Genomic DNA, 13,082 nt, shown 5'->3' with positions numbered 1-13,082 from the left:
CGCTCGAACCACGGTCTCCCATGGTTCGAGCGGGTTTCTGTTGTGCGCAGCCGAACGGCGCCAGCCGGCCGCCCGCGCCGGCCGGCCGCTACCGCGACAGCGCGTCGAGCAGCAGCGCCGCCATCGCGTCGAGCTGGATGTCGCCGGAGTCGACGACCTCGTCGTCCGAGCCGTCGAGCGCGCGTGCGGCCAGCCCGGCCTTCGAGTCGATGAGCTCCGCGATCTTGGTGTCGATCGTCTGCGCGGCGATGATGCGCCATGCGGTGACGGGCTCTTCCTGACCGATGCGGTGCACGCGGTCGATCGCCTGCGTCTGCTCGGCGCTCGTCCACGACAGTTCGGCGAGGACGACGTTGGAGGCGACCTGCAGGTTCAGGCCGACTCCGGCCGCGGTCATCGAGCAGACGATGACGGCGACGTCCGGGTCGTTCACGAACGAGTCGATCTCGGCCGTGCGCTGCGCCGGGGTCTGGTCGCCACGGATCGTCGCGGTGCGCAGGTGCCGGCGGGCGAAGACCTCTTCCGCCTGGTCCATCACGTCGAGGTGCTTCGCGAAGAACACGACCTTGCCGACGTTCGAGGCGAGCTGCGCCGCGTAGTCCGCCGCGAGCTGCGCCTTGGCACGACCGATGCGACGCACCATCGAGAACACGTTCTCGCCGGTGGACGAGGCGTCCTGGTCCTCGAGCTCCCAGCGGGCGACCTGGCGGACGAGCTTCTCGTCGATGCCCTCGACCGGCGCCTGGCCGGTGCGGGCGGCGAGCGCCTGGTGGTACCGCTTGACGAGCTTCGCGGTGAGCTCGCGCTCGGCGTCGCGGATGGAGCGGCCCTCGTCACCGTCGAGCTCGACCGGGATGTCGGCGATCCGGCGTGCCGGGATGTCCGCGGCCACGTCCACCTTGCGGCGACGGACGATGCCGAGGTCGATCACGGCCTTCCGTGCCTCGCTGAAGAAGCCCTGGTCGGCCGGGGTCAGCCCGATCTCCTCGAGCTCGTTCATGAGCTGCGCGCGGGGCTTCTTGTCGTCGATCCAGCCGAGGAACTCCCAGATGGTGCGGAAGTCCTCGACCGAGTTGATGAGCGGCGTACCGGTCAGGGCCATGAGCAGCGGGTTCGCGGTGCGCTCGCGGATCTTCTCGGCGAGCTGCAGCACGAACTTCGACCGCTGCGAGTCCTTGTTCTTGATGAAGTGCGCCTCGTCGACGACCATGCCCTTGAACCCGAAGGACCCGAGCCAGCCGACGTGCCGGTCCAGGATCTCGTAGTTCACGATGATGATGTCGGCGAACCCGTCGAGGTCCTGGCCGTCGCCGTGGATGACCGTGGCGCGGTGGTTCGGGACCCAGCGCTCGGCCTCACGGGCCCAGTTCGTCTTGACGACGTTCGGCACGACGACGAGCAGCGGGAAGGCCTTGGCAGCGTCGGCGGCGATCAGCGACTGCGCGGTCTTGCCGAGGCCCGGCTCGTCGGCGAGCAGGAAGGTGCGGTGCCCCTGTGCTGCCGAGGTGACGAGTTCCGCCTGGTGCTTCATCAGCGAGGCACCCGCCGGGGTCTGCAGCGTCGTCGACTCAGGCAGCGGCATCGAGGCCGCTCCCCCGCCGGCGCCGTACTCGAAGGACTTGAAGAGCGGACCGAAGAGCTCCCAGTTCGCCAGGCGCCGCGGGTGCGCGACGGGCTGGTCGGCGAGCGCGAAGTCCGGCGGCAGGAACGGGTTGGCGAGCTGACGACGCACGACCGACTGCGGCACGACGGACCGCTCGGGGGCTTCGACCGCGGCGGCGGGCTCGGCCGCGATGACCAGGTCCTCCGGCTGCAGTTCGAGACCGGCGTCGATCATCATGTCGCGCTTCACGGTGCGGGTCGCCTCGGAGACCTGCGCCTCTTCGGTGAGGAGCTGGATGACGCTGGTGTCCCGCGCCGCGGTCTTCGCGAGGATCGTCGCGACACCGTCCAGGCGCTTCAGCTGCTCTGCACGCTGCGAGTCGGTGAGCGTGGCGTCCGCCTTGACGCGGGCACGCTCCTCGCGCATGAGCAGTGCGACCGCCTGGAACTTCGTGCGGTTCGTCGCCTTGAGGGGGCCGCGCTGTGCTGCGGCTTCGACCTCACGAACGGCGCGGGCGAGGACGGGGATGAGGCCGTCGTTGTCGAGCGGCCGGGTCCGGCGCGCAGCCGTCCGCGTGCCACCGGCAGCGCGACGGGTACCTGATCGAGCCAAGGCTCCTCCTGTTCCGCCCTCGTCGGGGCGAGCCACCCGGTACGGGCGGAAGTCGTGTGGTGCGGCTGCCGCGTGTCGTGGCCGTCGCACCGGTGTCCACCACGGGCCGCCGTGGCCCGCAGCACGCCGGATCGATCCGACAGGCCGCATCGCGGGCCCAGGTGCGGGCCGGTGGTCGATGTGACGGTCTGCGCGGGAGTCCGGCGGCGTCTCACGCACGCCCCCATCCCGGAGGAGGTCCCCCGGAGAACGTCCTGGAGGTCTGACCTGCCAGGCGACGCGGCTGCGGCCCGCACCGGCCAGCGACCGGTCGTCGCGGCAGGGATCGCCGCGACATGCGAGCACGCCGTGCGTGCGCGGTCAGTTTACTCCCCAGCCACCGACGGAGGCGACTCTCCACACCCCGCGCGTGGCGGGCCTCCCGGCCGGTTCACGACGCGACCGGGACGACGGCGGCGCGGACCGGGTCAGACGTGCGGTACGGACCAGGCCAGACGCGCGGTACGGACCGCGTCAGACGCGCGGTGCGGACCGCGGCCGGCCGGCACCGGACGGGAGGCCCGGGGCCGGTTCCGCCAGGGCGGCTCGCGTCGCCGCGAGCAGCTGTTCCGCCGTCGCGATCCCGTTCGCCGACCCGGTGGTCGCCTGCCCACCCGCGTGTGCGAGGAGCTGCGCGCCGATCGCCGGACCGAGGCGCTCGGCCTCCTGCGGGTTCCGGGCTGCCCAATCGCGGGCGACCGCGTCCGCGAGGCGCTCGGCGGCGGCCCCGCGGTCGACGTCGCCTCGGGAGCGGTGCCACAGCCCGGTCACGACGAGGTGCGCGACGACCGCACCGACGTCGCGGACCGGGTAGCCCCACCCGGCGGTGTCGATGTCGAGCAGACCCGAGATGCGCCACGGCTCGTCTTCGTCGACGAACACCTGCTCGAGGTGCAGGTCGCCGTGCACCACCTGCTTCTGTGCCGCGTTCCAGCCGATCGACCGACGTCCGATCGCGTCGTACAGGCGGTCGATCTCCTCGGCGTCGCCGGGCAGTGCGGTCGTCAGGGTCCGGCGGTGCCAGTCCGCGTGGTCCATCGCATCGGCTCGGGCCTGCTGCGTCATCGGCACCGCGGCGATGCGACCGGTGAGTGCCGCCAGCGACGCCACGAAGCGCGGGTCGTCGGCGATCTCGGTGATCCGGCTGCCGGCCGGCACGCCCCGGACGAGTTCGAGGACGAGCAGCCCGTCCCCGCGGCTCGACAGCACGCGGGGCACCGGCAGACCGGCCGCGGCGAACTGCTCGTGCGTCCGGACGATCGGGGCGACCCGGTGCGGGCGGACGATCTTGATGAAGAGGGTGCGCTCCGGCGCGTCGACACGGACCACGGCGCGCTTGCCGGGTCGGTACGCGGCCACCGTCAGGGTCGGGTCCGTCACCGGCATGCCGAGGGTGGTCAGCAGTTCCGCGACGGCGTCCCGGTACGTCACCTGCGGCAGGACCGGGAGGCCCGGGTCGTTCGGGTAGGCCCACACCGACACCGGCTCCCCCGACGCGGGATCGGTGACGATGGCGCTGTTCTGGTCGTGGGTGCCGCCCGTGTCGACGTACGTCAGGACCGTGGCGCGCTGGCCGTTCCGGTCGACGGTGTCCACCTCGTAGCCGTAGAGGTAGCCGTTGCCCGACGGTTCGACCGAGTGCGCGCGGGCAGCGACGACGCTCGTCCCCGACCCGGCGAAGGCCTCGGGGATGACGCGCTCATGGTTCGGCCACACGGCGACAGTCAACCGTGTGTGCGCGGATTCGTGGCGTAGTCGGTCGGCTCGGCGTGCGGGTCCTGGCTAGCGTGGAGGGGTGAACCCGGTCAGGCGCCTCCGCAGCTCCAGCCGCACCCCCTTCCTGCAGGTCGTGAAGACCGCGGTGGCGGTGGTCGCGGCGGTGCTGCTGTGCGAGCTGCTGATCCGGGGACCGTTCCCGACGTTCGCCGCGATCGCCGCCCTGCTCGTCGTGCAGCCGAGCATCAACCAGTCGTTCGTGAAGGGCCTGGAGCGCAGTGCCGGGGTCCTGCTCGGCGTGGTCCTGGCGACCGGGGTGCACCTGCTGCTCGGTGACGCGGTGTGGATCGTGCTGCTCGTCGTCGTCCTGGCGATCCTGCTCGCCTGGGCCCTGCGCCTCACGCCCACCTCCGCCACCCAGGTCGGCATCAGCGGGATGCTCGTGCTCACCGCCGGCGTCGTCACACCGAACTACTCGGCCGACCGGATCCTCGAGACCGTGATCGGAGCCGTCGTCGCCCTCGTCGTGAACGCCGTCATCGTGCCGCCGGTGCTGCTCGAACCCGCTCACCTGGCCGTCGCCCGCCTGGCCCGCGACACCGCGGCGGCGTTCGAGCGCATCGCCGTCGGACTCACCGAGGGGTGGGACCACGAGCAGTGGCACGCGGCGCTGCTGCAGGCCCGGGCGCTCCGGCAGCAGCACGCCCGGACGGAGGCAGCACTCACCTCGGCCCGGGACTCGCTCGCCATGAACCCCCGCGGCGGACGGCACCGGACGATCCTCGAGCGGGACGTCGCCGTCGCCGAACACCTGCGCGTCCTCGTCACCCGCGTCACCGGCATGACCCGCGCCGTCCGGGACAACACGGCGCCGGACCTCCGGGACGACCCGATGGTCGGCCGGATCGCCACCGAGGTCGCCCGGATCGGCTCGGACGTCCGCCGCCTCGGGGCCCAGGTCGAGTCCACACGGTTGACGCCGGGTGAGCTCGCCGAGGGTCCGGAGGAGACCGCGGTCGAGCACGCGCTGACGGCGCCGCTCGCGGTCGTCCGGCCGAACTCGCGACACTGGGTGCTCATCGGGGCGCTGCTCGAGGACGTCCGACGCGTGCGCGAGGAACTGCTCGGCGAGGACGACTGAGCGGTCCGAGCCGCGGAACGGGCCAGCAGACCGGTTCGACGGTTCAGTGGACCGGTTCGTCCATGCCGCACGCTGCCTGGCGTGCCGTCTCGAGGACGTCCGCCCACACCCCGGCGGCCGGCCAGGACGGGTCGGAGCCGGCCACGTCGAGGTCGGCGAACCGGCGGATCTCGGCGACCACCGCCTCCCGGCCGGCGGTCCGCGCAGCGCGCCCCGCTGCGTCCGGCACGGCGGTGTGCAGGTCGGCGACGACGCGGTCGCGATGTGGTCCGTCGAGCGAGCCGAGGCCGACGACGCCCTTCCAGGCAGAGTCGAGTTCGGCGCGCAAGCGGACGATCTCCGGATGGTCCGGGTCGTGCATGGTGCCCCCAAGTACAGGACGGTCTGTCGGGTACAGCGTCCGGGCCGGAGCATAGCAACGCGATGCGATCGGCCAGTACCGACGGGTCTCGACCTGTCCACAGGGCGCAGCCGGAGCTCGGATCTGCTGTGACGGTGTTCAGGCCTCGCGGGTACCGATCCGCCCGCCGGAGCCGGTTCGGTGCCACGATGGGTCGCAGGAGGTCCAGATGCGCTTGTTGGTGGTCGAGGACGATGACGAGATGCGCGCGCTCATGGAGCGCGGGCTCGCGGCAGAGGGGTACCGCGTCACCGCGGTCGAGAACGGCGTCGAGGCGCTGATCGCCCTCGGTGAGCAGGCGTACGACATCGCCGTGGTGGACGTGATGATGCCCGGCATGTCCGGGTTCGAACTCGCACGACGTGTCCGCGAGCGAGAGGACCCGGTCCGGATCCTGCTCGTCACCGCACGCGACGCCGTCGACGACCGGGTCTTCGGGCTCGACGCCGGCGCCGACGACTACCTCACCAAGCCGTTCGCGTTCGCCGAACTGACCGCCCGGCTCCGCGCCCTCGGTCGTCGCGAGCCGGTCGGCGCCCCCCGCACCATCGAGGTCGGCGACGTCTCCATCGACTCCGAAGCCCGCCGCGTGTCCATCAAGGGCCAGCGAGTCGCGATGAGCCCCACCGAGTTCGCGCTGCTCCGGCTGCTCGCCCGCTCGGTCGGCACCGTCGTGGACCGGCCGAAGATCCTCGAAGAGGTCTGGGACGGCTCGCAGCACGTCGACCCGAACGTCGTCGAGCAGTACATCTCCTACCTGCGCAAGAAGCTCGTCGCGCAGGAGGCCACCGTCGCCATCAGCACGGTCCGGGGTCGCGGCTACCGGCTCGACCTGATCGGCGCGTGACGACCGCGTGACGCGGTCGGACGCGGCAGCACCCGCGCGGCCGCCCCGGTGGACCGTGGGCGCGCTGTCGCTGCGCCTCCGCATCACCATCGGGTCGACGGTCATCGCAGCCGTCGTCATCGCGCTGCTCGTGCTCGTGATGCGGCTGCAGGTCGTCAGCGTCGTCGCACGCGCCACCGAGACACTGCTCGACGCCGACACCGACCCGTACGTCGCCACGCTCGAGGTCGACAGCGACCCGAACCTCTCGCCGCCCGGCAACGCCCAGTTCGTCGCCGTGGTCTCGCCGACGGGTGACATCACCCTGTCGTCGATGCCCGGCCGTCTCGAACAGGCACTGGGCAGCCTGCGCACCACCCCCGCCGGCACCTCCGTCATCGACGTGGGCGACTCGGAGTACCGCGTCGTCATCGAGCACCCCGTCAACCAGGCCGGCCGCTGGACCGTGGTCGCCGCCCGCAACTCCCAGGCCGAGGCGATCGTCGTCGACGACCTCACCACGACGCTGTCCGTCACCGGACTGGCGATCCTGGTGGCCTTCGGTGTCGCGTCCTGGGTGCTCGCGACCACCGCGCTGCGTCCCGTCACCCGGATGCGTCGCGAGGCCGAACGACTCTCCGTCGCCCCGGAACGCGCCGAGTTGCCGGTCGGCCCTGCCCAGGACGAACTGGCGTCCCTCGCCACGACCCTGAACGCCTTCCTCGCCCGCACCCGCCAGGCCACCGAGCGGGAACGGCAGATGGTGTCCGACGCCAGCCACGAGCTGCGCACCCCGCTCGCGATCCTCACCACCCAGCTCGACCTGGCCTCGCTCGACGGGGACGACGCCCAGGCCCTCGCCGCCCACATCGAGCGGGCGAAGACCAGCGTCGCCCGGCTCTCGAGGCTCGCCAACGACCTGCTCACCCTGTCCCGCATCGAGGAGTCGGAACGCCGATCGGCCGACGGCGCCACGGAGACGGCCACCGCGTGGTCGGACCTCGGCGACGAGGTGATGGCCGCCGTCGACCGCGTCCGCCTCATCGCGAGCGCCAAGGACGTCACCGTCGACTTCGAGCTCGACCCACCCGTCGCGGTCGGCGGCTCGGGCCCGGGCATCGGCGGCGGCACGGTGGAACCGCAGTACCGGCTCGACACCGGCGGGATGGCGCAACTCGTCACGAACACCGCCGGCAACGCCGTCGCCGCGCTCCCCCGCGGCGGCAGCGTCGTCGTCACCTGGCGGACCACACCCGGCGAAGGGGTCCTGCAGATCACCGACGACGGCCCCGGTGTCCCCGAGTCGTTCGTCCCCGTCGCGTTCGACCGCTTCACCCGGCCGGACGAGGCCCGCACGTCCCGTCGCGACCCGGACGCAGCCCCCGGCATCCCGATGCCGGGGGGCTCCGGCCTGGGACTGGCGATCGTCCGGGCCGTCGCCGAACGGGCGGGAGGCTCGGCCACCCTCCGCAACCTCCCCACCGGCGGCCTCGAGGTCACCATCCGTGTCCCGGAGGTGCGGACCACACCGAGCCCGGCACGCTGACACGCCTCGGCGAACCGGGTCACTGGGCGGCTGGTCACTTCACGGCTGGCCACTGGAAGACTGGTCACTGGAAGACTGGTCATTGGAAGTCCCTGGACCGGGTCCGGACCGCGAGGGGCAGGTGCTCGATCCGGTCCGCCACCAGGTTCACCACGCCGTCCGGTGAGCGTTCGAGGATCCCCCGCACGACGACCGCCGGCGACTCACGTGCCACTCGCCGGTACTTCCCCCAGACGCCGACGCTGCAGATGACGTTCACCAGTCCGGACTCGTCCTCGACGTTGAGGAAGGTGATCCCCGACGCCGTCGCCGGACGCTGCCGGTGGGTGACGATGCCGCCGACCTCGACCCGCCGGCCGGTCTCCGCCGTCCGGGTGTCCTCGACGCTGAGCACCCCACGGTCCGACAGCCCCTGCCGGAGGTGTCCCATCGGGTGGTCGTCGGTCGACATCCCCGTCGACCACATGTCGGCGATCAGGACGTCCCCGCTCGTCATCTGCCCGAACAGCGGCGGCTGCACGACGACCTGGGTGTCCGGCAGCTGGTCGGCCCGCTCCGCCGCCGCCTGCGCCGCTGACCACATGCCGGCACGACGGTCGATGCCCAGGGACTCGAACGCGTCGGCGGCGGCGAGGGCCTCGAGCTGCGCCGTCGTCAGACCGACCCGTCGTGCCAGGTCGGACATGTCGGTGAAGGGGCCGTTCGCCCGCCGTTCGGCCACGATGCGCTCGGCACTGCGTCGGCCGAGCGAGGCGACCTCGGCCAGCCCGAGCCGCACGGCGAACGCGCCGTCCCGACGGTGGGCGGCGGTGTCGTCCGCGGCGTCCCGGTCGAAGGGCAGCACCGGCGGCTGCTCCGTCGCCAGGCACGCGTCCCCCAGCCCGCCGGGAGCATGACCGGCAGAGCCGCCGGGAGCATGACCGGCAGGGCCGCCGGGCCGGTCCTGGTCCTCGACGGGTTCGAGGCTGGCGTCGACCTCGGACCGCAGGATGTCCGGCCGCAGCACACTGACGCCGTGCCGCCGGGCATCGGCGACGAGGGTCTGGGGTGAGTAGAAGCCCATCGGCTGCGCCCGGAGCAGTGCCGCCAGGAAGGCTCCCGGGTAGTGCAGGCGCATCCACGCACTGGCGTAGACGATGAGCGCGAAGCTGATCGAGTGGCTCTCCGCGAAGCCGAAGTTCGCGAACGCCTGGATCTTGGCGTAGATGGTGTCGGCGTCCTCGCCGTGGATGCCGTTCTCCGCCATCCCCCGGTAGAGCTTGTCCCGCAGCCGGTCGATCTTCTCGAGGCCGCGCTTGGACCCCATCGCCCGGCGGAGCAGGTCGGCGTCGTCCCCGGAGCAGTTGCCGACCGCGATCGCCATCTGCATGAGCTGCTCCTGGAACAGCGGCACCCCGAGCGTCCGCTCCAGCACCGGTTCGAGTGCCGGGTGCAGGTACGTCACCGGTTCCTCGCCGGTCCGACGCCGGATGTACGGGTGGACCGCGCCGCCCTGGATCGGCCCGGGACGGACCAGGGCCACCTCGATGACCAGGTCGTAGAAGCGTCGGGGCAGCAGCCGCGGCAGTGTGCCCATCTGGGCGCGGGACTCCACCTGGAACACCCCGATGGTGTCCGCACGGCAGAGCTGGTCGTAGACGCCCTGCTCTTCCTTCGGGATGGAGTGCATGTCCCACCGCTCCCCGCAGTGGTCCGCCGCCAGGTCGAACGAGTACTGCAGTGCGGCGAGCATGCCGAGACCGAGCATGTCGAACTTCACGAGCCCCATGTAGGCGCAGTCGTCCTTGTCCCACTGCAGCACGGTCCGGCCGTCCATCCGGGCGTGCTCGATCGGCACGACCTCGCCCACGGGCCGGTCGGTCAGGACCATGCCGCCCGAGTGGATGCCGAGGTGCCGCGGGAAACCGAGCACCTGTTGGGCCAGGTCGACCACGGGCTGCGGGATGTCGTGGTCCTGGCTCTCGGTGACCGAGCCCCACCGCTCGACCTGCTTCGACCAGGCGTCCTGCTGCCCGGGGCTGTGGCCGAGTGCCTTCGCCATGTCCCGCACGGCGCCCTTCGGCCGGTAGGTGATGACGTTGGCGACCTGTGCGGCGTTGAACCGGCCGTACTTGTCGTAGACGTACTGGATCACCTCTTCACGCCGGTCGGAGTCGAAGTCCACGTCGATGTCGGGTTCCTCGTCGCGCATCGACGACAGGAACCGTTCGAACGGCAGGCCGTACCGGATCGAGTCGACGGCGGTGATCTCGAGCAGGAAGCAGACCGCCGAGTTCGCCGCCGACCCGCGCCCCTGGCAGAGGATCCCCCGGCTGCGGGCGAACTGCACCATGTCGCGGACGATGAGGAAGTACCCGGGGAAGCCCTTGTCCTCGATGACGGACAGTTCGCGTTCGATGCGCTCCCGTTTGTGCGCGTCGACCCCGTCGGCGTCACCCGGGTAGAACCGGCGGGCCCCACGCCAGGTGAGGTCGCGCAGCCAGCTCATCGGGGTGTGCCCGTCCGGCACGTCGAGGTCGGGCAGACCGGGCTTCGCCGTCCGCAGTGCGAACCCGAGCTCGTCGGCGAGTTCCACGCTCCGCTCGACCGCACCGGGCCACCGCGCGAACCGCCGGGCCATCTCGGCGCCGGAGCGCAGGTGCGCGGTGTCGGCGGCGGGCAACCACCCGTCGATCTCGTCGAGACTGCGGCGGGCCCGGACCGCGGCGAGGGCGGTCGCGACCGGGAACCGGTCCGGGGTGGCGTAGTGGACGTTGCCGGTCGCCACGACGGGCAGCGCGTGCCGGTCGGCCAGGAGGGCGAGGACGTCGTTCCGGGCGCTGTCGAGCGGGTCGCCGTGGTCTGACAGCTCGACGACCACGTTGCCGGTGCCGAACCGGTCCAGCAGCGCGCGGAGGGCCTGCTCGGCCGCGCTCTCACCGCCGCGTTCGAGGGCCTGGCGGACGCTGCCCTTCCGACAGCCGGTGAGCACCCGCCACCGCCCGCCCGAGCGTTCCGCCAGGTCGTCGAGGTCGTACCGCGGCCGACCCTTCTCGGACCCCGCGGCGAGGTGCGCGGCCGTCACCGCACCGGCCATCCGGTGGTACCCGTCCTGCCCGTCGGCCAGCAGCAGCAGGTGCGAGCCCTCGGGGTCGGGGACGCCGTTCTGCGGCTCGGTGAGCCCGAGCGACAGTTCGGCGCCGTAGACGGTGGTGATGCTCGGGTACGTCTCGGCGACCTCAGCCATCCGGGCGGCCCCGTAGAAGCCGTCGTGGTCGGTGATCGCCAGTCCGTGCAGGCCCAGGCGTGCTGCCTCTTCCAGCAGGTGTTCCGGCGGGCTCGCGCCGTCCAGGAAGCTGAAGGTCGAGTGCGCGTGGAGTTCGGCGTACGGGACGGCCGGCGGTGCGTCCGGGGTCGCGAGGTCCGTCGGCCGGTACGGTGCGCGCTTCCGGGACCAGGCCGGGCTGTCACCGCCGTCGCCCTCGGGGGTCGTGCCGGGGCTGCGCTTGTCCGAGAGGGCGCGCTCGAACTGCGACCACGGGATCGGGGGGTTGTTGTACCCCATCAGGAACCGTCCTTCACGTCGCGATCGCCTCTGCCCACCAGCGGCGGTCGGCGAGGACCAGGTACCAGGCCCGCCCGTCGTCGTCCACGAGCTGCAGCCGGTGCAGTCGTCGCCCGCCGGACTCCCACCAACGCACGACGAGCGGCCAGGGACCGGCCCAGGCCGTGACGGCGGAGAACCGCCCCCCGCGGTCACCGTCGGAGCGGAACCGTTCGGGTTCGCCGGTCAGGGTGCCGCGGTCGTCGACGTCCACGGACCCGCCGTCCGCCGCCACGACGTCCACCGGGCGGGGTCGTTCGAGGACCGTCGCCGGTGGCGGGCCCGGCAGCTTGCCGGGCCACGGGCGGTCCCGCACCACGGCCAGCGCGCGCTCGCCACCGGCGGGGGCGTCGCCCCACGGCACGAGCACGATGCGTTCGGCCAGGGTGCGGCCACCGCCGATGCGGGGTGTGACGACCCCGTCGTGTCCGACCATGCCCTGCACGCGGGCCAGCCCGTGGTGGACCCGTTCGTCCGGCCCGGAGCCCCAGAGCCCGCGCTCGTGGTTCGCCAGGTCGTCCACCGCGACCGGTTCGAGCACGACCGTGGTGACCGGCGCCTCGAGCCCGGTGGGGTCGACCCCGCCCGCGAGCTGCCAGCGCACCCGGTCCACCACGTCGGCGGCGTCGAACCACCGCGGGTGCGCCCAGACCCGTTCGAGCAGGACGTCCCGCTCGTCGACGATGCCCACGCGGATGGTCGTCGCCACGAGCCCCGCCGCCCGGAGCTTCGCCGCGAACTCGTCGGCGGAGCGGCGGAAGGCGAACGCGATCTGGTCGGCCCGGTCGAGGGGCGGCTCGAAGGACGCCTGGACCTCGAGGTCGGGCGGGACGTCCCGCGCGGAGACCTCGCGCGGATCACGGCCGCCGGCGAGCCGGTGCAGGAACGCCCCGGGCACGCCGAAGCGGTCGCGCACCTGTTCGTCGGTGAGCGCGGCGAAGTCGCCGAGCGTCGTCAGGCCGAGGCGCCCGAGCACCATCGCCAGGTCGGGGTCGCCGAGCACACCGAGCGGCAGCGGGGCGAGGAACGAACCCGATCCGCCGACCGGCACCATCCGGACGCGCTCCCCCGGGCGGGTCGGCCGTGCCCGGGCTGCCTGCTCCGCCGCGAACGGGGTGTCCGCCACACCGGCTCGCACACCGGGGGCCCCGTGGTCGGCGGCGATGCCGGCCAGGATCGTCGCCGCTGCCCGCTCACCACCGTGGTAGCGCGCCGGTCCGCGGGCACGGAGCGCGATCGTCCCGGGGCGCAGGACCTCGACCCCGGGTGCGGCGGCCTCGATCGCGCGGATGACCGGTTCGAAGGCTCGGTGGTCGAGGGCGTCGTCGTAGGGCTGCGTGACGAGGTCGGTGCAGCGCGCCTGCGCTTCGCGGACCCGCAGACCACGCACCACCCCGACCTGGCGTGCCGAGGCGGAGCTCGCGAAGACCAGGCCCTTCGCGATCAGGGCGAACGGCTGCTCAGGCGGTGCACCGGCGGCCCGGGCAGCCGCGATGACGGGCCAGTCCGGGCACCAGAGCACGATCGTCCGGGTCGGCGGGGGTTCGGGGAGACCGGCACCGCGGCTGAGCGCATCGGCCCGGACGGCCCCCGAGCCGGGCAGCCCCACCCCGGGC

Annotated in this window: 8 protein-coding genes; 3 read left to right on the top strand and 5 right to left on the bottom strand. The window is 72.7% G+C overall.

Annotation, left to right across the window (positions count from 1 at the left end):
• Positions 1-88 precede the first annotated feature (88 nt).
• Positions 89-2,215: a DEAD/DEAH box helicase gene (locus QCD68_RS15325; protein WP_301223644.1), complete on the bottom strand. Its 2,127-nt coding sequence runs from the start codon at positions 2,213-2,215 to the stop codon at positions 89-91.
• A gap of 513 nt (positions 2,216-2,728) precedes the next feature.
• Entirely contained in the window at positions 2,729-3,970 is a 1,242-nt protein-coding gene (locus QCD68_RS15320) for an aminoglycoside phosphotransferase family protein (protein ID WP_290157142.1), read from the bottom strand.
• 79 nt (positions 3,971-4,049) lie between these two features.
• On the opposite strand from QCD68_RS15320, the gene QCD68_RS15315 reads away from it, so the two are divergent.
• Positions 4,050-5,111, top strand: coding sequence for an FUSC family protein (locus tag QCD68_RS15315; RefSeq protein ID WP_111076222.1), 1,062 nt, complete (start codon positions 4,050-4,052; stop codon positions 5,109-5,111).
• 43 nt (positions 5,112-5,154) lie between these two features.
• On the opposite strand, the gene QCD68_RS15310 is transcribed toward QCD68_RS15315, so the two are convergent.
• On the bottom strand, positions 5,155-5,472 hold the full coding sequence (locus QCD68_RS15310; RefSeq protein ID WP_301223643.1) for a hypothetical protein: 318 nt from the start codon (positions 5,470-5,472) through the stop codon (positions 5,155-5,157).
• A 208-nt stretch (positions 5,473-5,680) separates the two neighbouring features.
• On the opposite strand from QCD68_RS15310, the gene QCD68_RS15305 reads away from it, so the two are divergent.
• Together QCD68_RS15305 and QCD68_RS15300 are read left to right on the top strand one after the other, a co-directional pair.
• Positions 5,681-6,358 carry a response regulator transcription factor gene (locus QCD68_RS15305; protein WP_110903965.1) on the top strand — a complete coding sequence of 226 codons (678 nt, stop codon included), beginning with the start codon at positions 5,681-5,683 and terminating at the stop codon, positions 6,356-6,358.
• A gap of 7 nt (positions 6,359-6,365) precedes the next feature.
• On the top strand, positions 6,366-7,883 hold the full coding sequence (locus tag QCD68_RS15300; RefSeq protein ID WP_301223642.1) for a sensor histidine kinase: 1,518 nt from the start codon (positions 6,366-6,368) through the stop codon (positions 7,881-7,883).
• 79 nt (positions 7,884-7,962) lie between these two features.
• Here the strand turns inward: QCD68_RS15300 and QCD68_RS15295 are convergent, their stop codons facing one another.
• Complete coding sequence (locus QCD68_RS15295; protein ID WP_301223641.1) at positions 7,963-11,427, bottom strand: error-prone DNA polymerase; 3,465 nt, start codon at positions 11,425-11,427, stop codon at positions 7,963-7,965.
• Positions 11,428-11,440: 13 nt separating this feature from the next.
• Complete coding sequence (locus QCD68_RS15290; protein ID WP_367316842.1) at positions 11,441-13,075, bottom strand: DNA polymerase Y family protein; 1,635 nt, start codon at positions 13,073-13,075, stop codon at positions 11,441-11,443.
• Between the last annotated feature and the right edge of the window lie 7 nt (positions 13,076-13,082).

Source organism: Curtobacterium sp. PsM8, from assembly GCF_030433875.1.
Taxonomy (GTDB): domain Bacteria; phylum Actinomycetota; class Actinomycetes; order Actinomycetales; family Microbacteriaceae; genus Curtobacterium.
This window is presented reverse-complemented; position numbering and strand designations above follow the sequence as displayed.

What these genes read in the sequence shown, in the direction of transcription:
- QCD68_RS15305 (WP_110903965.1), top strand. Translation starts at nt 5,681, where the DNA reads ATGCGCTTGTTGGTGGTCGAGGACGATGACGAGATGCGCGCGCTCATG.
- QCD68_RS15295 (WP_301223641.1), bottom strand. Translation starts at nt 11,427, where the DNA reads ATGGGGTACAACAACCCCCCGATCCCGTGGTCGCAGTTCGAGCGCGCC.
- QCD68_RS15310 (WP_301223643.1), bottom strand. Translation starts at nt 5,472, where the DNA reads ATGCACGACCCGGACCATCCGGAGATCGTCCGCTTGCGCGCCGAACTC.